Origin of the sequence: Streptomyces sp. NBC_00513, from assembly GCF_041431415.1 — a bacterium.
Classification (GTDB): domain Bacteria; phylum Actinomycetota; class Actinomycetes; order Streptomycetales; family Streptomycetaceae; genus Streptomyces.
In genome coordinates this window covers 4,430,924-4,455,182 of record NZ_CP107845.1, presented here as the reverse complement: position 1 = coordinate 4,455,182, position 24,259 = coordinate 4,430,924, and the positions used below count along the sequence as shown (strand labels likewise).

19 protein-coding genes are annotated in these 24,259 nt (G+C 72.7%); 11 read left to right on the top strand and 8 right to left on the bottom strand.

Annotation, left to right across the window (positions count from 1 at the left end):
• Positions 1-3: 3 nt before the first annotated feature.
• The 3 genes from OHA84_RS20615 to OHA84_RS20605 are packed head-to-tail and all read right to left on the bottom strand — an operon-like array spanning position 4 to position 4,183.
• On the bottom strand, positions 4-1,602 hold the full coding sequence (locus OHA84_RS20615; RefSeq protein WP_266970342.1) for an acyl-CoA carboxylase subunit beta: 1,599 nt from the start codon (positions 1,600-1,602) through the stop codon (positions 4-6).
• The gene (locus OHA84_RS20610; RefSeq protein ID WP_266970344.1) at positions 1,599-3,386 is read right to left on the bottom strand and encodes an acyclic terpene utilization AtuA family protein; all 1,788 of its coding nucleotides are present in this window, start codon (positions 3,384-3,386) and stop codon (positions 1,599-1,601) included. The genes OHA84_RS20615 and OHA84_RS20610 overlap by 4 nt, the downstream gene beginning before the upstream one ends.
• Positions 3,383-4,183: a TIGR03084 family metal-binding protein gene (locus OHA84_RS20605; protein WP_053681034.1), complete on the bottom strand. Its 801-nt coding sequence runs from the start codon at positions 4,181-4,183 to the stop codon at positions 3,383-3,385. The genes OHA84_RS20610 and OHA84_RS20605 overlap by 4 nt, the downstream gene beginning before the upstream one ends.
• 318 nt (positions 4,184-4,501) lie before the next feature.
• On the opposite strand from OHA84_RS20605, the gene OHA84_RS20600 reads away from it, so the two are divergent.
• The gene (locus OHA84_RS20600; protein WP_266949003.1) at positions 4,502-6,124 is read left to right on the top strand and encodes a CocE/NonD family hydrolase; all 1,623 of its coding nucleotides are present in this window, start codon (positions 4,502-4,504) and stop codon (positions 6,122-6,124) included.
• Positions 6,125-6,228: 104 nt separating this feature from the next.
• Here OHA84_RS20600 and OHA84_RS20595 read toward each other — a convergent pair whose 3' ends face one another.
• The gene (locus tag OHA84_RS20595) at positions 6,229-7,188 is read right to left on the bottom strand and encodes a DMT family transporter (RefSeq protein ID WP_266949001.1); all 960 of its coding nucleotides are present in this window, start codon (positions 7,186-7,188) and stop codon (positions 6,229-6,231) included.
• A 238-nt stretch (positions 7,189-7,426) separates the two neighbouring features.
• On the opposite strand from OHA84_RS20595, the gene serC reads away from it, so the two are divergent.
• From serC to OHA84_RS20575, 4 genes are all read left to right on the top strand, one after another.
• The gene (gene serC, locus OHA84_RS20590) at positions 7,427-8,548 is read left to right on the top strand and encodes a phosphoserine transaminase (RefSeq protein WP_053681038.1); all 1,122 of its coding nucleotides are present in this window, start codon (positions 7,427-7,429) and stop codon (positions 8,546-8,548) included.
• 292 nt (positions 8,549-8,840) lie between these two features.
• Positions 8,841-9,698 (top strand): hypothetical protein, encoded by an 858-nt coding sequence (locus OHA84_RS20585; RefSeq protein ID WP_266970347.1) that lies wholly within the window; start codon positions 8,841-8,843, stop codon positions 9,696-9,698.
• Positions 9,691-10,314 carry a class F sortase gene (locus OHA84_RS20580; RefSeq protein WP_266970349.1) on the top strand — a complete coding sequence of 208 codons (624 nt, stop codon included), beginning with the start codon at positions 9,691-9,693 and terminating at the stop codon, positions 10,312-10,314. Before OHA84_RS20585 ends, OHA84_RS20580 begins: the two co-directional genes overlap by 8 nt.
• Before the next feature lie 64 nt (positions 10,315-10,378).
• Positions 10,379-13,549 (top strand): sacsin N-terminal ATP-binding-like domain-containing protein, encoded by a 3,171-nt coding sequence (locus tag OHA84_RS20575; protein WP_266970351.1) that lies wholly within the window; start codon positions 10,379-10,381, stop codon positions 13,547-13,549.
• 82 nt (positions 13,550-13,631) lie between these two features.
• Here the strand turns inward: OHA84_RS20575 and OHA84_RS20570 are convergent, their stop codons facing one another.
• Together OHA84_RS20570 and OHA84_RS20565 are read right to left on the bottom strand one after the other, a co-directional pair.
• Positions 13,632-16,133 carry a cation-translocating P-type ATPase gene (locus OHA84_RS20570; RefSeq protein WP_266970353.1) on the bottom strand — a complete coding sequence of 834 codons (2,502 nt, stop codon included), beginning with the start codon at positions 16,131-16,133 and terminating at the stop codon, positions 13,632-13,634.
• 138 nt (positions 16,134-16,271) lie between these two features.
• Positions 16,272-16,562 carry a DUF2530 domain-containing protein gene (locus OHA84_RS20565; RefSeq protein ID WP_053681045.1) on the bottom strand — a complete coding sequence of 97 codons (291 nt, stop codon included), beginning with the start codon at positions 16,560-16,562 and terminating at the stop codon, positions 16,272-16,274.
• A gap of 137 nt (positions 16,563-16,699) precedes the next feature.
• Between OHA84_RS20565 and OHA84_RS20560 the strand changes: the two genes are divergently transcribed.
• Positions 16,700-18,127: an NCS2 family permease gene (locus OHA84_RS20560; protein ID WP_053681047.1), complete on the top strand. Its 1,428-nt coding sequence runs from the start codon at positions 16,700-16,702 to the stop codon at positions 18,125-18,127.
• A 52-nt stretch (positions 18,128-18,179) separates the two neighbouring features.
• Here OHA84_RS20560 and OHA84_RS20555 read toward each other — a convergent pair whose 3' ends face one another.
• The gene (locus OHA84_RS20555) at positions 18,180-18,362 is read right to left on the bottom strand and encodes a ribbon-helix-helix protein, CopG family (RefSeq protein ID WP_078999227.1); all 183 of its coding nucleotides are present in this window, start codon (positions 18,360-18,362) and stop codon (positions 18,180-18,182) included.
• A 154-nt stretch (positions 18,363-18,516) separates the two neighbouring features.
• Here OHA84_RS20555 and OHA84_RS20550 point away from each other — a divergent pair, with 154 nt between their 5' ends.
• The 4 genes from OHA84_RS20550 to OHA84_RS20535 all read left to right on the top strand — a co-directional run bounded on the left by OHA84_RS20550 (position 18,517) and on the right by OHA84_RS20535 (position 22,223).
• Positions 18,517-18,954, top strand: a complete 438-nt coding sequence (locus OHA84_RS20550; RefSeq protein WP_053681049.1) for a MarR family winged helix-turn-helix transcriptional regulator — start codon at positions 18,517-18,519, stop codon at positions 18,952-18,954.
• A 25-nt stretch (positions 18,955-18,979) separates the two neighbouring features.
• Positions 18,980-20,320 (top strand): MFS transporter, encoded by a 1,341-nt coding sequence (locus tag OHA84_RS20545; RefSeq protein ID WP_266970356.1) that lies wholly within the window; start codon positions 18,980-18,982, stop codon positions 20,318-20,320.
• A 75-nt stretch (positions 20,321-20,395) separates the two neighbouring features.
• Positions 20,396-20,965 carry an RNA 2',3'-cyclic phosphodiesterase gene (gene thpR / locus OHA84_RS20540; RefSeq protein WP_266970358.1) on the top strand — a complete coding sequence of 190 codons (570 nt, stop codon included), beginning with the start codon at positions 20,396-20,398 and terminating at the stop codon, positions 20,963-20,965.
• Positions 20,966-21,233: 268 nt separating this feature from the next.
• Positions 21,234-22,223: an aldo/keto reductase gene (locus OHA84_RS20535; RefSeq protein ID WP_053681055.1), complete on the top strand. Its 990-nt coding sequence runs from the start codon at positions 21,234-21,236 to the stop codon at positions 22,221-22,223.
• A gap of 91 nt (positions 22,224-22,314) precedes the next feature.
• On the opposite strand, the gene OHA84_RS20530 is transcribed toward OHA84_RS20535, so the two are convergent.
• Positions 22,315-22,998, bottom strand: a complete 684-nt coding sequence (locus OHA84_RS20530) for a GDSL-type esterase/lipase family protein (RefSeq protein WP_053681057.1) — start codon at positions 22,996-22,998, stop codon at positions 22,315-22,317.
• A gap of 76 nt (positions 22,999-23,074) precedes the next feature.
• Here OHA84_RS20530 and OHA84_RS20525 point away from each other — a divergent pair, with 76 nt between their 5' ends.
• Complete coding sequence (locus OHA84_RS20525; protein ID WP_266970359.1) at positions 23,075-24,091, top strand: WD40 repeat domain-containing protein; 1,017 nt, start codon at positions 23,075-23,077, stop codon at positions 24,089-24,091.
• The last annotated feature ends 168 nt before the right edge of the window (positions 24,092-24,259 follow it).

The following is a 24,259-nucleotide window of genomic DNA, read 5'->3' as shown; positions in this document are numbered from 1 at the left end:
GGCTCACATCCGGAAGACGCCGAAGCCGCCACGGGCGCCCTCGACGGGGGCGTTGTGGACGGCCGACAGGCACAGGCCGAGGACGGTACGGGTGTCGCGCGGGTCGATGACGCCGTCGTCGTACAGCCGACCGGACAGGAACATCGGCAGGGACTCGGACTCGATCTGCGCCTCGACGAAGGCGCGCATGCCCGCGTCGGCCTCCTCGTCGTAGGGCTGCCCCTTGGCGGCGGCCGACTGGCGGGAGACGATCGACAGCACCCCGGCGAGCTGCTGGGGGCCCATGACGGCGGACTTGGCGCTCGGCCAGGCGAAGAGGAACCGCGGCTCGAAGGCGCGACCGCACATCCCGTAGTGGCCGGCGCCGTAGCTGGCGCCGACGAGGACGGACAGGTGCGGGACGCGGGAGTTGGAGACCGCGTTGATCATCATCGAGCCGTGTTTGACGATGCCGCCCTGCTCGTACTCCTTGCCGACCATGTAGCCGGTGGTGTTGTGGAGGAACAGCAGCGGGATGTCGCGCTGGTTGGCGAGCTGGATGAACTGGGTGGCCTTCTGGGACTCGGCGCTGAACAGGACGCCCTGGGCGTTGGCGAGGATGCCGATCGGGTACCCGTGCAGGGCCGCCCAGCCGGTGACCAGGCTGGTGCCGTACAGGGGCTTGAACTCGTCGAAGTCGGAGCCGTCGACGATGCGGGCGATGACCTCGCGGGGGTCGAAGGGCGTCTTCAGGTCGGCCGGGACGATGCCGAGGAGCTCCTCGGGGTCGTGGACGGGTTCCTCGGCGCGCGGCGGCTCGCCCCGGGCCTTGCGGTGGTTGAGGCGGGCCACGACCCGGCGGGCCTGGCGGATCGCGTCGTACTCGTCGAGGGCGTAGTGGTCGGCGAGGCCCGAGGTCCGGGCGTGCATGTCGGCCCCGCCGAGGGACTCGTCGTCGCTCTCCTCGCCGGTGGCCATCTTGACCAGCGGCGGACCGCCGAGGAACACCTTCGACCGGTCCTTGATCATGATGGTGTGGTCGGACATCCCGGGGACGTACGCGCCTCCGGCGGTGGAGTTGCCGAAGACGACGGCGACGGTGGGGATGCCCTCGGCCGAGAGCCGGGTGATGTCGCGGAAGATCGCCCCGCCCGGGATGAAGATCTCCTTCTGGGACGGGAGATCGGCGCCACCGGACTCGACGAGGCTGATGCAGGGCAACCGGTTCTGCCGGGCGATCTCGTTGGCCCGCAGCGCCTTGCGGAGCGTCCAGGGATTGCTGGCACCGCCGCGCACGGTCGGGTCGTTGGCGGTGACCAGGCACTCGACGCCCTCGACGGTCCCGATACCGGTGATCATCGAGGCGCCGACCGGATAGTCGCTGCCCCAGGCGGCGAGCGGGGACAGTTCCAGGAACGGGGTGTCCGGATCGAGGAGCAGCTCGATGCGCTCCCGGGCGGGCAGTTTGCCGCGCGTCCGGTGCCGGTCCGTGTACTTCTCGCCGCCGCCGAGCAGGGCCTTGTGGTGCTCGGCGTCGAGTTCGGCGAGGCGGGCGAGGGCGGCGGTACGGGCGGCCGTGTGCTCGGGAGCGTGCGGATCCACGGTGGTGCCGAGGCGGGTCATGGGCGGGTCCCCTCCGGGGCGGGGTCGGACGACAGGAGGTGCGTCGGGATGTCGAGGTGGCGGGCGCGCAGCCATTCGCCGAGGGCCTTGGCCTGCGGGTCGAAGCGGTGGCCCGAGGCGACGCCGGCGCCGAGGATGCCGGTGACGGTGAAGTTGAGGGCCCTCAGGTGCGGGAGTTCGTGACGGGCGACGGGGAGACCTTCGGTCTCGGGGAGCAGGGTGGTGAGGGCGTCGACCGTGAGGGTCTCGCGGAGCCACTGCCAGGCGGCGTCGCTCTCGGCCCAGACGCCGATGTTGGCGTCGCCGCCCTTGTCGCCGCTGCGGGCGCCGAACAGGGCGCCGAGCGGGGCGCGGGTGGTGGCCACCGCGGGGCCCGTGCCCGGAGCCGGGGTCGCGCCCCGGGCCCCTTCGGGGGCTCCGCCCCCGGACCCCCGCGCCTCGAACGCCGGCGGGGCCGGGACGGGCGGGGCTGAGATGGGCGGCGTCGGGACGGGCGGGGCTGAGATGGGTGGGATCGGGTGGCGGGTGGTGTCGGGGAGGACGGCCACGTGGGGGACCGTCGCGGCCGGGACCAGGGACGAGGTGAAGACCCCGTACGGCTGGGCCGGGCCCGGAGGGGCCGTCACGTGGAAGCCCGGGTAACTGCCCAGGGCGAGTTCGATCGCGGCGGCGGTCAGGCCCCTGCCGACCCGGTCCGGGGACGGGTCGCGGACGACCAGGCGGAGCAGGGCGCTCGCGGTCTCCTCCGTGTCCGGGTCGGGGTGGTCCGTGCGGGCCAGGGTCCACGTCACGGTGGCCACTCCCGAGAGGGCGTCCGCGAGTTGCGTCTTGACGAGGTCGGCCTTGGCGTCGACGTCGAGGCCGGTCAGGACGAAGACCACCTCGTTGCGCCAGCCCCCGATCCGGGTCACGCCCACCTTGAGGGTGTCGGGCGGGGCCTCGCCGAGGACGCCGGAGATCGCGACCCGGTCCGGGCCAGCCGGGGCGAGGCGGACGGCGTCGAGGCGGGCCGTCACGTCCGGCCCGAGGTAGCGGACGCCCTGTGTCTCGTAGAGGAGTTGGGCGGTGACGGTGCCGACGGTGATCGCCCCGCCCGTGCCCGGGTGCTTGGTGACGACCGAGGAACCGTCCTCGGCGATCTCCGCGAGCGGGAAGCCGGGGGTGCGGACGTCGTGCCGGGTGAAGAAGGCGTAATTGCCGCCGGTGGCCTGGGTTCCGCACTCCAGGACGTGGCCGGCGACGACCGCCCCCGCCAACCGGTCGTACGCGTCCGGTGCCCAGTCGAACCACCAGGCCGCCGACCCGCTGACCAGCGCCGCGTCGGTGACCCGGCCCGTGACCACCACGTCCGCGCCCGCCCGCAGGCAGGCGGTGATCCCGGCGCCGCCCAGGTAGGCGTTGGCCGTCAGCGCACCCTCCGAGAAGGGCATCAGGTCGTCGCCCTCGACGTGCGCCACCGAGACGGGCACGCCCAGCTTGGCCGCCAACTCCCGCAGCGCGTCAGCGAGTCCCGCCGGGTTCAGGCCGCCGGCGTTCGCGACGATCCGTACGCCCCGCTCGTGGGCGAGGGCGAGGTTCTCCTCCAGCTGGCGCAGGAAGGTCTTGGCGTAGCCGAGGTCGGGGTTCTTCAGGCGGTCGCGGCCGAGGATCAGCATGGTGAGTTCGGCCAGGTAGTCGCCGGTCAGCACGTCGAGCGGGCCGCCGGTGAGCATCTCGCGCACGGCGCCGAACCGGTCCCCGTAGAAGCCCGAGGCGTTGCCGATCCGCAGCGGGCGCCGGGTCATCGGGAGCCCTCCGGCGCGCGGCCGGGGCCCGCGGGGCCCGCGAAGGCCTGGGCGATGTCCAGCCAACGGTCGGCGTCCGGGCCGGTCGCCGTCAGGTCGGTGTCCGCGCGGTGCACCCGCTGGGTCACCAACAGGCAGAAGTCGAGCGCGGATCCGGTGATCCGCTGGGGTGCGTCGGCGGGCCCGTACGTCCAGGGCTCGGCCCCGTCGGGGGCGGTGAGTTCCACCCGGAACTCCCCCTCGGGCGCCGGCAGGCCCCGGACCGCGTACGCGTAGTCCCGCGCCCGGATCCCGATCCGCGCGACGTGCCGCAGTCGGGCGGTGGGGGCGCGGCGGACGCCGAGGGCGTCGGCGACGTCCTGCCCGTGGGCCCAGGTCTCCATCAGGCGGGCGCTGGCCATGGATGCGGCCTTCATGGGCGGCCCGTACCAGGGGAAGCGGGTGTCGGGCGAGGCGAGCGCGAGCGCCTCGTCGAGGGCGGTACGGGTGGTGCGCCAGCGGGCGAGCAGTTCGGCGGGCGCCAGCGCGGCCCCTTCGGCGGCGCCCTCGTCCACGAAGGAGTCGGGGGCGGCGAGGGCCTCCTCGACCATCCGCGCGAAGCCGGCCGGGTCGGTGAGGGACAGCAGTGCGGCGCGGTCGGTCCAGTACAGGTGGGCGATCTGGTGGGCGACGCTCCAGCCGCTCGCGGGGGTGGCCTTCGCCCAACCGGGCTCGGACAGCTCCCCGACCAGGGAATCGAGGTCCCGACTCTCCTCTCGGAGATCGGCGAAGACGGCGACGGCGGACGGATCGGGCACGGTGCGCTCCCCTTCTCGGCGTGGGGGAAGCCTGGCAGGGGCCCGCAAAACAATCAAGCACGCTTGCATGATTTCTTCGACGACTGTCACGTTCCCGCCGGCCCACCCAACTTGCCTCAACGGCAAAGGATTTGATCCCCGACCGGTCCGGCGAGGGACGCGGCGGCCAGGTCCGGCGCAGCCCCCGGGGGCGAATCCGGCCGTACGCCGGGAACGCGGTGCGACTCTCCGTCGTCGCGCCGATACTGAGTGCTTCGCTCCGGGCCCAGAGCGCGCATCCGTTCATGTCATCGCACTCGACGAAGAGGATGAACCGACGTGACGTACGTGAACTCAGCCGACTTCTCCCTCTACCCCGACCTCGACGCGAACGCCCTGCACGCCTTCGTCACCGCCCTCGAAACCGGCGACCTCACCGGCCTGTCCCCCTCCCGCGCCGCCGACGTCGTCGAGGTCCGGTCCGTCTCCGTGTTCAACCGCGGCAAGGTGACGGGCGCCGACGGGGACCTGCTCGACGCCGCGCTCTGGCGGCACACCGGGTCGGACCCCCGGCCGGTGATCGTGATGCCCTCGCCGTGGACGAACCTGGGCTGGCTCGCGTACGCCGTCCAGGGCGCGTTGTTCGCGGCGCGCGGCTACAACGTCCTCGCCTACACCGCCCGCGGGTTCGCCGGTTCCGAGGGCCAGGTCGACGTGGCGGGGCCGCTCGACGTCGCGGACGGCAGTCGCGCCCTGGACCACATCGTCGAGCGGACGGCCGGGCCGATCACCGGAATCGGCTTCCTCGGGGACTCCTACGGCTCCGGCATCAGCCAGCTCGTCGCCGCGCACGACACCCGCGTGGACGCGGTCGTCGCGCTCAGCACCTGGGGCGACCTCGGGGCGGCCTTCTTCGAGAACTCGACCCGCCACGTCGCCGCCGTGAAGGCCCTCCAGAGCGCCGCCGCGCGGGCCCGACTGAGCGCCCGGACGCGAAGCGTCTTCGAGAACGTGCTGGCCGACCGCGACATCGAGGGGACCCTGCGGTGGGCGGAGCAGCGCTCGCCCCTCACGCACGTCAAGGAGCTCAACCGGCGCCAGGTCCCCATCCTCTTCGCGCAGGCCTGGCACGAGACGCTCTTCCCGGGCAATCAGACCGTGCGGATGTTCAACGAACTGACCGGCCCCAAGCGCCTCGACCTCTCCATCGGTGACCACTCCGGGCCCGAGATGTCCGGCATGCTCGGCCTGCCGAACCGGATCTGGACGGACGCCCACCGCTGGTTCGACCACCACCTGAGGGGCATCGACAACGGCGTCGCCGACCAGGCCCAGGTGGTCAGCGAGGTGATGTGGGGCAAGGGCCTGGAGTCGCGTGCCGGCTGGTCCGCGCTCACCGACCGGACCCGCCGCGTCCACCTGACAGGCGGTGGCGAACTGGCGCACAAGCCCGAGGCCGGTTGGACGGCGGGCGTGGTGTGCGGGGTGGACACCCCGGCGACCGTCGCCGACGCGATCGTGACGTCCGGCTACGCGGAGATGGCCGGGCGGCCGAAGGTCTACCCGACCGGTGCCATCGACCGCGGCGTGGCGGCCGTCTGGGCGGCGCCGCCCGAGGAGGAGACCGCCCGGCTGCGGGGCACGCCCCGCCTGCGGGTGACGTACCGGGCGGCGAACCCCGGGTCCACCTTCGTCGCGTACCTGCTCGACATGGCGCCCGACGGGAGCGCCCACCTCGTCACCCACGCCCCGTTCAGCGACCTCGACTCGCCCCCGGACAGCCTCATCGGCGCGGACATCGAACTCCAGGCGACGGCGTACGACGTCCCGCGCGGGCACCGGCTGCTGCTGGTGATCGACGGCCGCGACCCCTTCTACGGCGACGCCAACCTGCCGCGCGCCACGCTGGCCTTCACCTCCCCGGAGGCCACGCCGTCCTTCCTGGACCTGCCGCTCGGCTGAGCCGACGCGGCGCGAGACCCGTCCGCCTCCCCGCGGGTACGGAACCGCCCCGCCGCCCTCTCGTGGGCGGCGGGGCGGGAGGCGTCCCGGGAAGGGGAGACGGCTCAGGAGGTCGTCAGGGCCCGCTTGCCGATCTGGGAGCGGACCGCGCCCATGCTCGCCGCGATCACCAGGGCGATGGCGAGGGCGTCCAGGGCGGACAGGGCCTGGTGCAGGACCAGGAAGCCGGCGGTCGCGGCGATGGCCGGCTCCAGGCTCATCAGGATCGCGAAGGTCGGGGCGGGCAGCTTGCGCAGGGCCAGCAGCTCCAGCGTGTAGGGCAGCACCGAGGACATCACGGCGACGCCCAGACCGAGCGCCAGGGTGCTCGGCACCAGGAGGTCGGAGCCCGCCTCGACGATGCCCAGGGGCAGACAGAGGACCGCGGCGACCGCCATGGCCAGGGCCAGGCCGTCCGCCTGCGGGAACCGACGCCCCGTACGCGCGCTGAACACGATGTACGCCGCCCACATCGCGCCGGCTCCGAGCGCGAACGCCGCGCCCAGCGGATCGAGCCCGCCGAAGCCGCCGCCCCCGTGGCCGGCGAGGAGCACGACCCCCGCCAGGGCCAGGCCCGCCCACAGGACGTTGACGAGGCGGCGGGAGACGACCACCGAGAGGGCGAGCGGGCCGAGGACCTCCAGGGTCACGGCCGGGCCGAGCGGGATGCGGTCGATGGCCTGGTAGAAGAGGCCGTTCATACCGGCCATGGTTACGCCGAACCACAGGACGGTGGTCCAGTCGGCGCGCTTGTACCCGCGCACCTTGGGGCGGCACAGGACCAGCAGGACCAGCGCCGCGGCCGCCAGCCGGAGCGTGACCACGCCCGCCGCGCCGGCCCTCGGCATGATCATGACCGCGAGGGCCGCGCCGAACTGCACGGAGACCCCGGCCGAGACCACCAGCGCGACCGGCCCGAGACGGGCGCGGGCACCACCGGACGCGGCCGCCTCGGCGGGGCTCGGGGCGGGCGCGGTCGCGGGACGGGAGGTGCGTGGGGACACGGGAGGAGTGGACGCGGTCATCTCCCCAGGCTAAGCCGTCTGTAACGGGTGGCAAGCCGTGTCCCGCCTTACATTGGTCACACCACCGCGCCCCCGGCCGAAGCCGGCGGCCGCGCGTTGCGCGAGGTGACGGGCCCGCCGGCCCCCGCGGACGCCCTCCGCACCGGACGCCCGGTCGAGCACCCGCCCTCCGGAACACCGCGTCTCACCGAATGGACGCGGCTCCGAGACCGCGTCCGGGACCCGATACGCTCCGCTCGTGGCTGAGATCCAGATTCCCGCTGACATCAAGCCCGCCGACGGACGCTTCGGCGCGGGCCCCTCCAAGGTGCGGACCGAGGCGCTCGACGCCCTGGCCGCCACCGGTACCTCCCTGCTCGGAACCTCCCACCGCCAGGCCCCGGTCAAGAACCTGGTCGGCTCGGTGCGGCAGGGACTCCGGGACCTCTTCTCCCTCCCCGAGGGCTACGAGGTGATCCTGGGCAACGGCGGCTCCACCGCCTTCTGGGACATCGCGACCGCCGGGCTCATCGAGAAGAAGTCCCAGCACCTCACCTTCGGTGAGTTCTCCTCCAAGTTCGCCACCGCCGCGAAGCTCGCGCCGTGGCTGGACGCGCCGTCCGTGATCTCCTCGGAGCCGGGCACGCACCCCGAGCCGGTCGCCGAGGCCGGCGTGGACGTGTACGCGTACACGCACAACGAGACCTCGACGGGCGTCGCGGCGCCGATCAAGCGGGTCGCGGGCGCCGATGCCGGTTCGCTCGTCCTGGTGGACGCGACCTCGGGCGCCGGCGGTCTGCCGGTGGACATCACCGAGACCGACGTCTACTACTTCGCCCCGCAGAAGTCCTTCGCCTCGGACGGCGGCCTGTGGCTGGCGGCGTTCTCCCCGGCGGCGCTGGAACGCGCGGCGCGCGTGCACGCCTCCGGCAGCCGGCACATCCCGGAGTTCTTCTCGCTGCCGACGGCGATCGACAACTCGCTGAAGAACCAGACGTACAACACCCCGGCGCTGTCCACCCTCTTCCTGCTGGACCAGCAGCTGGAGTGGATGAACAGCCAGGGCGGTCTGGAGTTCACGACCGGTCGTACGGCGGCCAGCGCGCGCAACCTCTACGGCTGGGCGGAGGCGTCGAAGTACGCGAACCCGTTCGTCACGGACGCCGACAAGCGGTCCGCGGTCATCGGCACGATCGACTTCTCCGACGACATCGACGCGGCGGCGGTCGCCAAGGTGCTGCGCGCCAACGGCATCGTGGACACCGAGCCGTACCGCAAGCTCGGTCGCAACCAGCTGCGCGTCGCGATGTTCCCCGCGATCGACCCGGCGGACGTGCAGGCGCTGACCGCCTGCATCGACCACGTGATCGAGAAGCTCTGATCCGTTCCCTCCCCCGTTCCCCCCGAGGCCCCCGGTGACGTTCGCGTCGCCGGGGGCCTCGGCGTTCGCGGGTCCCGGGGCGGCTTCCGCTCCGGGACCTTGGTCCCAAAAATCGGGGCAAAGAGCCCGCAAACGGAACGCCCCGCAGGCCGCTGCGGCCTGCGGCTTCCCCCTGAGGGACCTTCGGCCGGGCCCCCTCGGGGCCCGCGCCGCCCCTGCAACCAAAGCGCCCCGGATGTCCCTCATGTCTGGTGTGCCGGGAACGAACCCCGGCCCGTTCAGGAGGAACTCCATGCGCAAGGCATTCACCATCTCGGGCATCGTCCTCGCCTCGTCGATGGCCCTCGGCGTCACCGGCACCGCGTTCGCCGCCGACGCTCCCCACCCGACCCCCACGAGCAGCGCGAGCACCGGCACCGACGGCGGGGCGAAGACCGGCACCACCGACGCGAGCCTGAAGCTCTCCGCCTCCACCGCCAAGCCGGGCGCGAGCGTGGAGATCGGCGTCACCGCCCCCGAGGGCTCCACCTCCCTGTCCGTCTCCTCCGCCGCACTGGGCGACGTCAAACTGACCGAGGGCAAGAGCGGCACCACCTGGACGGGCACCGCCAAGGTCGCCGACGTCAAGGACGGGAACTACGGCGTCGCCCTCACCGGTTCGGCCCCGGGCGGCAAGGTGCGGGCCACCGCGCAGCTGACGGTCAAGGCCGGCGCGCCGGACCCGAAGCCGCAGTCCCCCACCCTGCGCCTGTCCAAGGACTTCGGCCGCCCCGGCGACAAGGTGGCCGTCACCGTCACCACGGGCGCCGGTGACAAGAGCGCCCAGGTGAAGTCCGCCGCCTTCGCCGGCGGCCAGGTCAACCTCACGAGCGACGGCAAGGGCACCTGGACCGGCACCGCCGTCGTCGCGAACGACGTCAAGACCGGCTACTACGGCGTGGACGCCTTCGCCGGCGGCAAGAAGTTCGACACCGTGAAGTTCTCCACCGAGGCCTCCGGCCACGACGAGAAGCCCGACGTGAAGCCGGTGACCCCGCTGAAGCCGAGCGAGCACAAGAAGCCCAAGGGCTCCGTGAACACCGGCCAGGCCCCCCTCGCCGCCACCGGGACCGACGCCGGGACCGTCCAGGACGCGACCCGCAATGGCTGACCTGCCCACCCTCCGCCGGGGCGGCCGCGCACGCCGCGCGGCCGCCCTGGCGGGCACCGCCGGCCTCGCCGTCGTCCTCGCCTCCGGCTGCTCCTCCGCCGCCGACACGGACACCGCGTCCGCGGCGTCCGCGGCCCACCGGGCCGACGTGCTGAAGCCCTCCGTCCCGGACCGCGTCGCGATCCCCGACATCCACGTCGACGCCCCGCTCGACACCGTCGGGCTCGACGCCGAAGGGGTGATGCGGGAACCGGACTTCGCGAAGCCGAAGGACGCCGCCTGGTACAAGGACGGTCCGACGCCGGGCGAGGCCGGCGCCGCCGCCATCGTCGGCCACATGGACACCCCGCAGGCCCCCGAGGCCGTCTTCTTCAACCTCAAGAAGCTGAGGAAGGACGAGCCGATCCGGGTCCACCGCACCGACGGCGGCACCGCCGTCTTCGCCGTCGACGCGGTGGACACCTACAAGAAGGACGCGTTCCCCACCGACAAGGTCTACGGGGACACCCGCGGCAAGGCCGAACTGCGCCTGATCACCTGCGGCGGAGCCCTCACCGCGGACCGTCACTGGGACTCCAACGTGGTCGTGTACGCGCACCTCACCGGCCGGGAGTAGCCCGGCACGCGATACCTTCAGGAGTTCGGCCCGGTTCGGCTCGGCAATTCTTGGAGGCAGCGGCGTGAGCGTGCGAGTAACGGCGGCCCAGGGTGGCGTGGACCCCTTCGGCACGGCCCGGCTGCGGCGCAGGGTGCTCGACGCCTGGGGCGCGGGCCCCTCCCGGTTCCGCGAGGACGCCAACGCCGAGGAGGACCTGGCGCTCGGCGGCTACCGGGACCGGCTCGTCGTGGAACTGGCCCAGAACGCCGCCGACGCGGCGGCCCGCGCCCGCGTCCCGGGCCGGCTGCGGATCACCCTGCACCCGGGCGAGGGCGGGCCCGCGGTGCTCGCCGTCGCCAACACCGGTGCCCCGCTGGACGCCACGGGCGTGGAGTCGCTGAGCACGCTGCGCGCCTCCGCGAAGCGGGAACCCGCCGGTGCCGGCGGGGACGCGGCGAACGGTGCGGCCGGCTCGGCGGAGACCGTGGGTCGCTTCGGCGTCGGCTTCGCCGCCGTCCTGGCGGTCTCCGACGAACCGGCGGTGCTCGGCCGGCACGGCGGTGTCCGCTGGTCCCTGGCCGAGGCCCGCGAACTGGCCCGGGACGCCGCCAACGGCAGCCCCGGACTCGGCGACGAGCTGCGTCGCCGCGACGGCCACGTACCGCTGCTGCGCCTGCCGTTGCCCGTCGAGGGCACCGCCCCCGAGGGGTACGACACCGTCGTGGTGCTGCCGCTGCGCGACGGCGCCGCCGAGGAGCTGGTGGAACGGCTGCTGGCCGGCATCGACGACGCCCTGCTGCTGACCCTCCCCGGGCTGCGCGAGGTCGTCGTGGAGACCCCCGCCGGCGGACACCGCGTGCTGTACCGGCGCGCCGAGGGCCCGTACACCGTCATCGAGGACTCCGCCTCCGGCACCCACCGCTGGCGCACCGTGCGCCACCACGGCCCCATCGCCAAGGAGTTGCTCGCCGACCGGCCCGTCGAGGAACGGCTGCGCCCCACCTGGACGATCACCTGGGCGGCGCCCGTGGACGCCGACGGGGCGCCCGTGCACCCGCTCACCGCGCCGGTGGTGCACGCGCCGACCCCGACCGACGAGCCGCTGGGCATCCCCGCCCTGCTGATCGCCTCGCTGCCGTTGGACACCAGCCGCCGGCATCCCGCGCCGGGGCCGCTGACCGACTTCCTCGTGCAGCGGGCCGCCGACGCGTACGCCGAACTCCTCGGCTCCTGGGACCCGGTGAGCACCGGCCTCGTGGACCTGGTGCCCGGCCCGCTCGGCAAGGGCCCGCTGGACGGGGACCTGCGCGCGGCCGTGATCGAGCGGCTGCCCCGTACGGCGTTCCTCGCGCCGGCCGCCCCCGCCGAGACCCCCACCCCCGAGACGGCCGAGGAACGCCACGCCCTGCGGCCCTTCGAGGCCGAGGTGGTGGAGGGCGCCGGTTCCGACACCGTGAACGTCCTCGCCGAGGTGCTGCCGACACTGCTGCCCGCCGGGCTGGAACGCCGCGCCGAACTGCGCACCCTGGGCGTCGGCCGGCTTCCGCTGGGCGACGCCATCGAGCGGATCGCGGGCATCGAGCGGACCCCCGAGTGGTGGTACCGGCTGTACGACAGCCTCGCCGGCGTGGACCCCGACCGGTTGTCGGGGCTGCCCGTGCCGCTGGCCGACGGACGCACCGCCATCGGCCCCCGGCACATCCTGCTGCCCGGCGCCGACACCCCGCCGAGCCTGGCCCGGCTCGGCCTGAAGGTGGCCCACGCGGAGGCGGCGCACCCGCTGCTGGAGAAGCTGGGCGCGCTCCCGGCGACCCCGCGCTCCGTGCTGACCACCCCGCAGGTCCGGGCGGCCGTGGCCGCCTCCATGGACGCCGGCGAGATCTGGGACGAGGACGGCGTCGACTCCGACGAACTCGTCGAGATCGTCCTGACCCTGGTCCGCGACGCCGACCTGGCGCCCGGCGACGAACCCTGGCTGGGCGCGCTGGCGCTCCCCGACGAGGACGGGGAACTCACCCCGGCGGGCGAACTCCTGCTGCCCGGCTCGCCGTTGGCCTCGGTCATCCGTGAGGACGAGGTGCCCTGCCTGGACGCCGAGCTGGCCGAACGCTGGGACGCCGACACCCTGACCGCCGTCGGGGTGCTGGCCACGTTCCAGCTGGTGCGCGCCACCGACGTGGTCCTGGACCCCGACGAACTGGAGCCCCGCGACGGGGACTTCGCCGAACCGGACGACGCGGGCCTGCTCGACGCGGTGGACGTGTGGTGCGAGGACCTGCTGGACCAGCTGCCGGACACCCCGCTGCCGCCGGTCGCCACCGAGCTGATCGCCGTACGCGACCTCGACCTGGTCGACGACGACTGCTGGCCGCAGGCGCTGGCCATGCTCGCCCAGCCCCCGCTGCGCGACGCCCTCACCCAGCCCGTGCGGGTGCTGCTGCCGGACGGCACCACCCGCTCCGTGCGCTCGTACACCGCCTGGTGGCTGCGCGACCACCCGGTGCTCGACGGCCGCCGCCCGGCGGGACTGCGCGCGGCCGGCGGCGACCCGCTGCTCGCGGGCCTGTACACCTCGGCGGACGCGACCGGGTTCGAGGACGAGCAGGTGCTGCGCGCCCTCGGCGTACGCACCACCGTGGCGGCCCTGCTCGACGAGCCCGGCGGCGCGGCCGAACTCCTGGGCCGGCTCGCCGACCCGGACCGCGAGGTCTCCGACCGGCAACTGCACGCCCTGTACGGGGCGCTGGCCGATCTGGACCCCGAGCAGGTCACCCTCCCCGACGACCTGCGGGTGGTGGTGGACGGCGAGGTCCGCGTGGTGGACGCGGCCGACGCGGTGATCGCGGACGCCCCCGACCTGCTGCCGCTGACGGCCGGGCTGCCGCTGCTGCCGGTCGCCCCGGCGCGCGCCGCCGACCTGGCGGAGCTGCTCCAGGTACGCCGACTGTCGGACACCGTGCCAGCCGAGGTCAGCACGCCGGGCGAGGAGCACGAGGTCCCGGAGTCGGTGCTCCAGCTGCTGGGTCCGGCCACCCCGCTCAGTTACGTCGAGCACGAGGAACTCGTGGCGGGCGGCACCGAGCTCGACTGGCGCCGCACCCCGGACGGCACCCTGCACGCCTCGACCCTGGAGGGCGTGGCGGCGGGCCTGGCCTGGGCGGCGGGCCAGTGGCCGCGTCGTTTCGAGGTCGCGGCCCTGCTGGAGGATCCGTCGCGGACGGCGGAACTGGCCCGCGACCGCTGGTTCGACTGACGCGCGGGTCCGCCTCGACGGACTCCGCCCGCCCCCTGCGGGTGGGGCGGGCCGTTCGGGTGGGGCGGGCCGTTCGGGTGGGTCAGGCCGGGAACTTCCGGTCGACCCACCTGAAGGTGAACTCGATCAGGGCCGCCGCGATCACGGCGATGCCGACGGCCGTCCACGGCATCGCGGCGCCGACCAGCTTCAGTTCGAAGAACTCCTGGAGCCAGGGCACGACGAGGACGATCAGGAACGCCGCGCCCATCGCGCCGACCAGGGCGACCCGCCACCAGGTGTAGGGGCGGGCGATGATCGCCAGGACCCACATGGAGGTCAGGAACAGCGCCAGCGTCGCCGCGCTGGTCTCGGCCTCCAGGGCGTTGGGGCCGCTGTAGTGGTGGCGGGCGATGAGGTACGTCACGAAGGTGGCGATGGCGGCGATCACGCCGCCGGGGATCGCGTAGCGCATCACCCGTTTCACGAAGTGCGGCTTCGCGCGTTCCTTGTTCGGTGCCAGGGCCAGGAAGAAGGCCGGGATGCCGATGGTGAGGGTGGAGAGCAGCGTCAGGTGGCGCGGCAGGAACGGGTACTCGACCTGCGAGCAGACCACGAGGACGGCCAGCAGCACCGAGTAGACCGTCTTCGTGAGGAAGAGCGTCGCGACCCGGGTGATGTTGCCGATGACCCGGCGGCCCTCCGCGACCACCGAGGGCAGGGTGGAGAAGCTGTTGTTGAGGAGCACGATCTGGGCCACGGCCCGGGTCGCCTCGGAGCCGGAGCCCATGCTCACGCCGATGTCGGCGTCCTTGAGGGCGAGCACGTCGTTGACGCCGTCGCCGGTCATCGCGACCGTGTGGCCCTTGGACTGGAGGGCGGCGACCATGTCCCGCTTCTGCTGCGGGGTGACCCGCCCGAACACGGCGTTCTCGTCGAGGACCCGGGCCATCTCCACCTGGTCGGTCGGCAGCTTGCGGGCGTCGACCGTGTTCTGCGCGCCCGGCAGGCCGAGCTTGCCGGCGACCGCGCCGACGGAGACCGCGTTGTCACCGGAGATGACCTTGGTCTTGACGTCCTGGTCCTCGAAGTAGCGCAGGGTGTCGGCGGCGTCGGGGCGCAGCCGCTGTTCCAGGACGACCAGGGCGGTGGGCTTGACCCCGACGGCCACGGCCGGGTCGTCGAGTTCGCGTCCGGAGCGGGCCAGCAGGAGGACGCGCAGCCCCTCCTCGTTGAGGGCGTTGATCTCGTCGAGGGCCGGGTCCCCGGCCGGGAGGAGCACGTCGGGGGCGCCGAGCAGCCAGGTGGTGTTCTCGCCGTCGCCCTCGCTGAAGCCGGCGCCGCTGTACTTGCGGGCCGAGGAGAAGGGCAGCGACTCCGTGCACCGCCAGTCGGCGCTGTCGGGGTAGGCGTCGATGATGGCCTGGAGGCTGGCGTTGGGGCGGGGGTCGGACTCGCCGAGCGCGCCCAGGACCTTCTGTACGTAGGCCGGGTCCGCGCCGCCGAGGGGGCGCAGCTCGGTGACGTCCATGCCGCCCTCGGTGAGGGTGCCGGTCTTGTCGAGGCAGACCACGTCGACGCGGGCGAGGCCCTCGATGGCGGGGAGTTCCTGGACGAGGCACTGCTTGCGGCCGAGCCGGATGACACCGATGGCGAAGGCGACGGAGGTCAGCAGGACGAGGCCCTCGGGGATCATCGGGACGATGCCGCCGACGGTGCGGGCGATGGCGTCCTTGAGGTTGTTGTCCTTGACGACGAGCTGGCTGATGATCAGGCCGATCGAGGTCGGGATCATCATCCAGGTGACGTACTTGAGGATGGTGGAGATGCCGGAGCGCAGCTCGGAGTGGACGAGCGTGAAGCGGGAGGCCTCTTCGGCCAGCTGGGCGGCGTAGGCCTCGCGGCCGACCTTGGTGGCGGTGAAGGCGCCGCCGCCGGCGACCACGAAGGAGCCGGACATGACGGGGTCGCCGGGCTTCTTCAGCACCGGGTCGGCCTCGCCGGTGAGGAGGGATTCGTCGATCTCCAGTCCGTCGGCCTCGCCGACGATCCCGTCGACGACGACCTTGTCGCCGGGTCCGAGCTCGATGACGTCGTCGAGGACGATCTCGGAGGTGGAGATCTCGCCGGTGGCGCCGTCGCGGCGGACGCTCGGTTTGGCCTCGCCGATGACGGCGAGTCCGTCGAGGGTCTTCTTGGCGCGCAGTTCCTGGATGATGCCGATGCCGGTGTTCGCGATGATCACGAAGCCGAACAGGCTGTCCTGGATCGGGGCGACGATCAGCATGATCACCCAGAGCACGCCGATGATGGCGTTGAAGCGGGTGAAGACGTTCGCGCGGACGATCTCGGAGGTGGACCGCGAGGACCGCACGGGGACGTCGTTGACTTCTCCGCGCGCGACGCGTTCGGCGACCTCGGCGGTGCTCAGTCCGCCCGGCTTGAAGCGGGGAGCGGGCGGCTTGATCGGGTGGACCGGGTCCAGTTCGGACCCCGCGTCGATGGCCGTGCCGACCGGGGCGCGGCCGGCGGCGCCGGCACCCGCGCCGCCGCCCCTGCCGGTCGGCCGCGGTCCCTCGGATTCGGTCTCTGCCCGCTGCGTCATGCTTTCGACGGTAAAGGGCCTTCGAACGCTTCACCCGCCGAGCGGGACGAAGATCCGACTTCGGGATGACCCGAATCCTCCCTCGGGACTCCCCTCGCCCTCGGCGAGGGCGACGAAGGGGGACTGGACCCCGGGGACCTACCGTGCTCCGGCCGCGCCCGTCCCGCCGGCTTCGGCGGCCTGCTGTTCCTTGTGGCGCTTGATCGCCGCCTCGCGACCTCGGGCGTACCAGATGCCGAACAGGCCGAGGGCCGCGCCGGCGAGCGGGGTCCAGACCCACCACAACATGCCCCGGTCGGCGAACCACCCGTAGAAGGGGAGCTGAACGAGGAAGAGGACGAACCAGATGATCGTGCCGCCGACGACGGTCGCGACGACGGGGCCCTCCAGGGGCTCGGGGGCCTCGTGCTGTGCGGTCCATTTCGCCATGTGTCCAAGTCTAGGCGGCGCGAATCGCGGTCTACGCGCGGAGATGGACGCTCCGTCGCTCATGTGTTCATACTGAAACGGTTTGCCTGCGACCGGATTTACTCGTACGAACCACCAAATGACCCCTTGAGGACCGCATGAGCACCTCGGCACCCGCCGCGGCCCCCACCAACGCCCTGGATCGCCACTTCAAGATCTCGGAGCGTGGTTCGACCGTCGCCCGCGAGGTCCGGGGCGGCCTGGCGACCTTCTTCGCGATGGCCTACATCATCGTGCTCAACCCGATCATCCTGGGCAGCGCGAAGGACATGTACGGCCACCAGCTCGACGGCGGCCAGCTCGTCACCGCCACGGTCCTGACGGCCGCGTTCTCCACCCTGCTCATGGGGGTCATCGGCAACGTCCCCATCGCGCTCGCGGCCGGCCTCGGCGTCAACACCGTCGTGGCCCTCCAGCTCGCCCCCCGGATGAGCTGGCCCGACGCCATGGGCATGGTGGTGCTGGCCGGCTTCGTCGTGATGCTGCTGGTCGCGACCGGCCTGCGCGAGCGGGTCATGAACGCCGTCCCGCTGGGCCTGCGCAAGGGCATCGCGATCGGCATCGGCCTGTTCATCATGCTGATCGGCCTGGTCGACTCGGGCTTCGTCACCCGCATCCCGGACGCCGCGCACACCACGGTCCCGCTCCAGCTCGGCGGCAACGGCCACCTGGACGGCTGGCCCGTACTGATCTTCGTGCTCGGCGTGCTGCTCACGCTCACCCTGCTGATCCGCAAGACCCCCGGCGCGATCCTGATCTCCATCGTCGTCATGACCGTGATCGCGGTCGTCGTGCAGTTGGTCGCCGACCTGCCGGGCCTCGCCTGGGGTCTGACCGTGCCGGAGTGGCCGGGCAACCCGGTGGCCGCGCCCGACTTCGGGCTCGTGGGTCAGGTCAGCCTCTTCGGCGGGTTCGAGAAGGTCGGGATGCTCACCGGCGTCCTGTTCGTCTTCACCGTGCTGCTGTCCTGCTTCTTCGACGCCATGGGCACCATCCTGGGCGTCGGCGACGAGGCCAAGCTGACGCGGCCGGACGGCACCTTCCCCGGCATCAACCGGGTGCTGCTGATCGACGGGCTGGCCGTCGCCTCGGGCGGCGCGACCTCCTCCTCCGCCACCACCTGCTTCGTGGAGTCCACGGCCGGCGTCGGCGAGGGCGCCCGCACGGGCCTGGCGAACGTCGTGACGGGCGGCCTCTTCGCCGTGTCGCTGTTCCTCACGCCGCTGGCGACCATGGTGCCGTCCCAGGCGGCGACCCCCGCGCTGATCGCGGTGGGCTTCCTGATCCTGGCCGGATCGATCAGGGACATCGACTGGAACGACTTCACCATCGCCGTCCCGGCCTTCCTGGCCATGGTGATGATGCCCTTCACCTACTCGATCACGAACGGCATCGGCATCGGCTTCATCAGCTTCTGCGTCCTGCGCCTGACGACCGGCCGGGCCCGCGAGGTCCCGCCCGCCATGTACGTCGTCGCGGCGGTGTTCGTCTTCTACTACGCGATGCCCGCGCTCGGCCTGACGTAGCCCGAACGGACCAACCGGCCCGGACATCCTCACGGAGCTCACGGGGGCACCCTCAGGTGAGCCCGTAGAACTTCTCCGTCTCGTCGACGGCCGTCTTGAACCGCTCGTCGAAATCATCGCGAATGAGCGTCCGGACCACATAGTCCTGGACGCTCATTCCGCGTTTGGCCGCATGAGTCCGGAGGCGTTCGAGCAGCTCCCCGTCTATGCGCATGCTCAGCACATGTGTCCCCATGCCGAAAGAGTCGGGGCACGGGCCGTGGACGCGGGTCGCTTTTCGGAACCAACTCACCCGTACGAGTGACAGTGACGCAACCCGCGCATGGTGTGAGGTGTGACGCCTGAAACCGGGTGTTCCTTAGGAAGAGTAATGAGTTATTCTAAGGAACATGCCCGACCTTTCCCACGGTGACGACGCCGCCGCCGTGAACGATCTCCGCTCCGCCGTCATGCGGCTGGGCCGCCGACTCAAGCACCAGCGGGTCGACGAGTCACTGAGCCCGACCGAGATGTCGGTGCTCGGCACACTCGCCCGCTGCGGCCAGGCCACCCCCGGTGAACTGGCCCGGCGCGAGCACGTCCAGCCGCCGTCGATGACCCGCATCGTCGCGTTGCTGGAAGCCAAGGGACTGGTCAGGCTGGAGCCGCACCCCGACGACCGCCGCCAGAAGGTGGTCAGCCAGACCGAGGAGGCCGAAGCGATGCTCGAAGAGAGCCGTCGCAAGCGCAACGCCTTCCTGGCCGGGCTCGCGGCCGAGCTGACCGAGGACGAATGGGCCAAGCTCCGCGAGGCCGCGCCCGTCCTGGAGAAGCTCGCGCACCTGTAACCGCACACGCCAGGAGGCGACACTTTTGAGTACGGGAACCGGAGCAAACTCCGCACCCGGCCACATATCCACCACCGACGACGCGACTGGGCACAAGCAGTCCATGTTCAGCTCGCTGAAGATCCGCAATTACCGGCTCTTCGCCACGGGACAGGTCGTCTCGAACACCGGCACCTGGATGCAGCGCATCGCCCAGGACTGGCTCGTCCTCTCCCTGACCGGCTCCGCCTCGGCCGTCGGCATCACCATCGCCCTGCAGTTCCTGCCGATGCTGATGTTCGGCCTCTACGGAGGCGTACTCGCCGACCGGCTGCCCAAGCGGCCGCTGCTGCTGGCCACCCAGAGCGCCATGGGCCTGACCGGCGTCGCGCTCGCCGCGCTCACCCTGGCCGGCAACGTCCAGGTCTGGCACGTGTACCTCGCCGCCTTCCTGCTCGGCCTCGTCACCGTCGTGGACAACCCGGCGCGCCAGACGTTCGTCTCCGAGATGGTCGGCAAGGACCAGGTCGCCAACGCGGTCAGCCTGAACTCCGCCAACTTCCAGTCCGCGCGGCTGGTCGGTCCGGCCATCGCCGGCGTGCTGATCACCGCCGTCGGCTCCGGCTGGGCCTTCCTGCTGAACGGGCTGTCCTTCGCCGCCCCCATCGCCGGCCTGCTGATGATGCGGACGAGCGAACTCCACCCGGTGGTGCCGCAGCCGCGCGCCAAGGGACAACTGCGCGAGGGCCTGCGCTACGTCGCGGGCCGACCGGAGCTGATCTGGCCCATCGTGCTGGTCGGCTTCATCGGAACCTTCGGGTTCAACTTCCCGATCTGGCTGTCGGCCTTCGTCAGCGACGTCTTCCACGGCGACGCCGGCACCTACGGGCTGTTCAACACCCTGATCGCGGCCGGCTCCCTGGCCGGCGCCCTGCTGGCGGCCAGGCGCGGCCACTCCCGGCTGCGGGTGCTCGTGGCGGCCGCCGTGCTGTTCGGGCTGCTGCTCACCGTGACCGCGTTCGCACCGGGGTTCTGGCTGTTCGCGGCGCTGCTCGTGCCCATCGGCATGTTCGGCCTGACGGTCAACGTCACCGCGAACTCCAGCGTGCAGATGGCCACCGACCCCGAGATGCGGGGCCGCGTCATGGCCCTGTTCATGATGGTGTTCACCGGCGGCACCCCCGTGGGAGCACCGCTGGTCGGCTGGATCACCGACACGTACGGGGCGCGCGCCGGCATGGCCGTCGGCGGTCTGATCTCCCTGGCCGCCGCCCTCGCCATCGCGGTGGTGCTGTCCCGGGTCGGCAACCTGCGCCTGCACGTGAGCCGGCGCGGAGTGGCGTTCGTTCCCTCGGACCGCACCCGCGAACTGGTCGCCGCGGCCTGACCCGCGCCGCCTCCGCCGCCCCGGTCCGGCCGGCGGAGGCACCCCCGGCCGGAGCGGTCGCGCTAACGTCGGGGCATGAGGCTGTTCGCCGCCGTGATGCCGCCCCCACCCGCCGTCGCCGCGCTGCGGGACGCCGTACGGGCCCTGCCGCACGAACCGGGCCTGCGCTGGACCGCGGAGGCCGGCTGGCACTTCACCCTCGCCTTCATGGGCGAGGTCCGCGAGGCCGTGCTCCCCGACCTGCACGCCCGCCTGGCCCGCGCCGCCGCGCGCACCGAGGCGTTCTCGCTGCGGATCCACGGCGCGGGGCACTTCGGGGCGAACACCCTGTGGGCCGGGGCCGCCGGCGGGCTCGACGGGATGCGGATGCTCGCGGAGCGCGCGGACGCCGCCGCCCGACGGGCCGGGGTCCCGATGGAGCAGCACCACCGGTACACGCCCCACCTGACCCTGGCCCGCGGCCGGACCGGCGGCGGCGTGGACCTGGGCCCCCTGCTGGAGTGCCTCGCCGGCTTCGAGGGCGCGCCCTGGCGGGTCGACTCCCTCAGCCTCGTGCGCAGCGACCTGCCGGTGAGCGGGATCCCGGGCGAACAACCCCGCTACGAGGTGGTCGGCGCCTGGCCGCTGGCCGCGGCGACCCGCTGACCGCGGTGCGTGGCGCCGGGGCGTTGCCCGGCATGACGCACGTCTCGTGACCCCCGGCCCGAGGGCCGGGTGCCGCCGCGTTAGTCTCGACGGGTGGATCCGAAGACCAGAAACCGTGTCATGGCCGGTGTGCTCGTGTTGATGTTCGTCGTCGTCGCCGTGGCGGCGGCCGTCGGCCAGTAGCCGCCCGCCCCTTCCGCTGCCGTGCCAAGGCCTGCCGCACGGCAGGCCTTGCCTGGAGTGGACTCGAAGCAGTTGGCTTGTGCCCATGAAGTACACACAGCTCGGACGCACCGGACTCAAGGTCAGCCGACTTGTACTCGGCACGATGAACTTCGGTCCGCAGACAGACGAACCGACCAGCCACGGAATCCTGGACGCCGCCCTCGACGCGGGTCTGAATTTCGTGGACACGGCCAACGTGTACGGGTGGGGTGAGAACAAGGGCCGCACCGAGGAGATCATCGGCACCTGGTTCGCGCAGGGCGGTGGCCGGCGCGAGAAGACGGTCCTCGCCACCAAGGTCTACGGCTCCATGTCCCGCGAGGGCGACACCTGGCCCAACGAGGACCGCCTGTCGGCGCTGAACATCCGCCGGGCCGTCGAGGCCAGCCTCAAGCGGCTCCAGACCGACCACATCGACCTCTACCAGTTCCACCACGTCGACCGCCGGACCCCCTTCGAGGAGATCTGGCAGGCCGTGGACGTGCTCATCCGGCAGGGCAAGATCCTCTACGCCGGATCCTCCAACTTCCCCGGCTACAAGATCGCCCAGGCGAACGAGACGGCCGCCCGGCGCGCGATGGTCGGCCTGGTCAGCGAGCAGTGCCTCTACAACCTCGCCGAGCGCCGCGCGGAGATGGAGGTCATCCCGGCCGCCGAGGAGTACGGCCTCGGGGTCATCCCCTGGTCCCCGCTGCACGGCGGCCTGCTGGGCGGGGTCATCAAGAAAGAGGTCGAGGGCGGCCGGCGCGCCTCCGGGCGGTCCGCGGACGCGCTGGCCAACAGCACGGTCCGGGCCCAGGTGCAGGCGTACGAGGACCTGCTCGACAAGCACGGCCTGGAGCCCGGCGAGACCGCCCTGGCCTGGCTGCTCACCCGGCCGGGTGTGACGGGCCCCATCGTCGGCCCGCGCACGGCCGAGCAGTTGGAGAGCGCCCTGCGCGCGCTGGAGCTGGAGCTGGGCGAGGAGGTGCTGGCCGGGCTGGACGAGATCTTCCCCGGGCCGGGGCCGTCCCCGGAAGCCTTCGCCTGGTGATCCGGTAGTACATCGGCCGTCGCCCCCGTCGACGGGGGCGACGGCTCCGGCCTCAAGGTCGGCCGACCTGTACTCGCACGTGAGGGGCGTGTCACAGGCCCCGGTAGGGGCCGCCGATGCCCCACGCCTGGTGCAGGGCCGCGGCGAACTCCCCCGCCAACCGGTGCTCCCCGGAGGCGTTGGGGTGCGTGCCGTCGTAGGTGTCGCGGTGGATGTCGTACGCCTGCGGGCGGGCGGCCAGCAGGATCGGCGAGGCGTCGGTGGACAGGTCGGCGACCGCTTTCGCCAGCAGCTCGTTGAAGCGCGCGACCTCGGCGGCGAACGGTGCGTCCGACTCGGCCCGGACGTTGGGGATGACGGGCAACAGGACCATGCGCACACCGGGGTGGGCGGCGCGGGCCCGCGCGACGAAGAGGCGGACGTTGTCGGCGGTCTGCTCGGCCTTCGTGTAGAAGCCGAGGTCGATGAGGCCGAGCGAGACCAGCAGGACGTCGGCCCGGCCCTCGCGGACGGCCGGTCCGATGAGCGGGGCCATGTGCTGCCACCCCTCGCCCCAACCGGCCAGGTGCCGGCGGGCGGCGGCGGGGAAGCCCGGGTCGGCGTACTCGTGGCTGGTGGGTGCGTCGGTGAGGGTGTCGTACACCTCGCCGCGCGGGCCGACGATCGCGTACGGCCCGCCCATCGTGGCGTTGAGGTGCTGCCACATCCGGTAGCGCCAGGTGTAGTCGCCGGCGCGTCCGATGGTCATGGAGTCGCCGACGAACATGAAACGCATCCGGTCATCATCGCGGATCATGCGACAGGTACCCCTGTGATGCCGGACACGCGGCAGGGGCCGGCAGGCTTGGGGGATGCGCCTGCTCCCGACGTTGACCGCCTGCTCCGCCGCCCTCGTCCTCGCCGTGCCGGCGGGACCGGCCGCGGCGGCCGACACCCCCTCCGGGTTCACGATCACCGACCCCCGGATCAAGGAGTCCAGCGGGCTGACGGCCAGCCGGATCCACCCGGGCGTGTACTGGACGCACAACGACAGCGACGACGGTCCGTACGTGTACGCCGTGGACTCCGCGAGCGGGAGGACCGTGGCCCGGGTGACCCTCACCGGGATCGGCCGGCCGCGCGACGTCGAGGCCATCTCGCTGGGGCCTGACGGGCAGCTGTACGTCGGCGACGTCGGGGACAACAAGGGCGGCACCTGGGACCACGTGTGGATCTACCGCTTCCCCGAGCCGAAGGTGCTGGCCGACGCGACGGTCAGGGCCGAGCAGTTCACGGTGACGTACGCCGACGGGCCGCGGAACGCGGAGGCCCTGATGGTGCATCCGGTGACGGGGCGGGTGTACATCGCGAGCAAGGACGAGAACAAGGGCGGTCTGTACGAGGGGCCGAGCCGGCTCACCACCGGTGCGCCGAACGTGTTCCGGCGGGTCGCGGACCTGCCGTGGGTGACCGACGGCGCGTTCTCGCCGGACGGCGGCGCGCTGACCCTGCGCGGGTACTTCTTCGCGCGGACGTGGGCGTGGAAGGACGGCCGGCCGGTGGGCTCCGGCGAGGGGGTGGCCGCACCGTGGCAGGGCCAGGCGGAGTCGGTGACGTACACGGCGGACGGCACGGCGCTGATGTTCGGGGCGGAGGGGGCGGGCAGCCGGGTGGTGGCGGTACCGGTGCCCGCGCGGGCGGGCGCCGCCCCGGCTCCCTCCGGCGGCACCCGGGCGCCGGCCCGACCCGGGTCGCCGGCCGCGGCGACGGAGACGCAGGGTACGCAGGACAAGGGCAGCTTCGCGAAGGGCGCCCTGGTGCTGGCGGGCGGGACGGTCCTGGTCATGGCGGGACGGCGGCTGGTGCGCCGCCGGTCGCCCAAGGCCTGACGGCGGCACGGGCCTGACGGCATCGCAGCGTCACGGGCCTGACGGCATCGCAGGCCTGACGGTTCGTACGGCGCGGGGCAACGTCCGTCCGCCGCGGCACCGTTCGACCCCGACCGTTCGACCCCGAACGGGCGGCGCGCTCACCCGACCGGGCGAACGGCCCCCTGG

Coding starts and splice junctions, on each gene's coding strand:
- OHA84_RS20615 (WP_266970342.1), bottom strand. CDS start 1,602: ATGACCCGCCTCGGCACCACCGTGGATCCGCACGCTCCCGAGCACACG.
- OHA84_RS20610 (WP_266970344.1), bottom strand. CDS start 3,386: ATGACCCGGCGCCCGCTGCGGATCGGCAACGCCTCGGGCTTCTACGGG.
- OHA84_RS20595 (WP_266949001.1), bottom strand. CDS start 7,188: ATGACCGCGTCCACTCCTCCCGTGTCCCCACGCACCTCCCGTCCCGCG.
- OHA84_RS20585 (WP_266970347.1), top strand. CDS start 8,841: ATGCGCAAGGCATTCACCATCTCGGGCATCGTCCTCGCCTCGTCGATG.
- OHA84_RS20580 (WP_266970349.1), top strand. CDS start 9,691: ATGGCTGACCTGCCCACCCTCCGCCGGGGCGGCCGCGCACGCCGCGCG.
- OHA84_RS20570 (WP_266970353.1), bottom strand. CDS start 16,133: ATGACGCAGCGGGCAGAGACCGAATCCGAGGGACCGCGGCCGACCGGC.
- OHA84_RS20565 (WP_053681045.1), bottom strand. CDS start 16,562: ATGGCGAAATGGACCGCACAGCACGAGGCCCCCGAGCCCCTGGAGGGC.
- OHA84_RS20560 (WP_053681047.1), top strand. CDS start 16,700: ATGAGCACCTCGGCACCCGCCGCGGCCCCCACCAACGCCCTGGATCGC.
- OHA84_RS20555 (WP_078999227.1), bottom strand. CDS start 18,362: ATGGGGACACATGTGCTGAGCATGCGCATAGACGGGGAGCTGCTCGAA.
- OHA84_RS20550 (WP_053681049.1), top strand. CDS start 18,517: ATGCCCGACCTTTCCCACGGTGACGACGCCGCCGCCGTGAACGATCTC.
- thpR (WP_266970358.1), top strand. CDS start 20,396: ATGAGGCTGTTCGCCGCCGTGATGCCGCCCCCACCCGCCGTCGCCGCG.
- OHA84_RS20535 (WP_053681055.1), top strand. CDS start 21,234: ATGAAGTACACACAGCTCGGACGCACCGGACTCAAGGTCAGCCGACTT.
- OHA84_RS20530 (WP_053681057.1), bottom strand. CDS start 22,998: ATGCGTTTCATGTTCGTCGGCGACTCCATGACCATCGGACGCGCCGGC.
- OHA84_RS20525 (WP_266970359.1), top strand. CDS start 23,075: ATGCGCCTGCTCCCGACGTTGACCGCCTGCTCCGCCGCCCTCGTCCTC.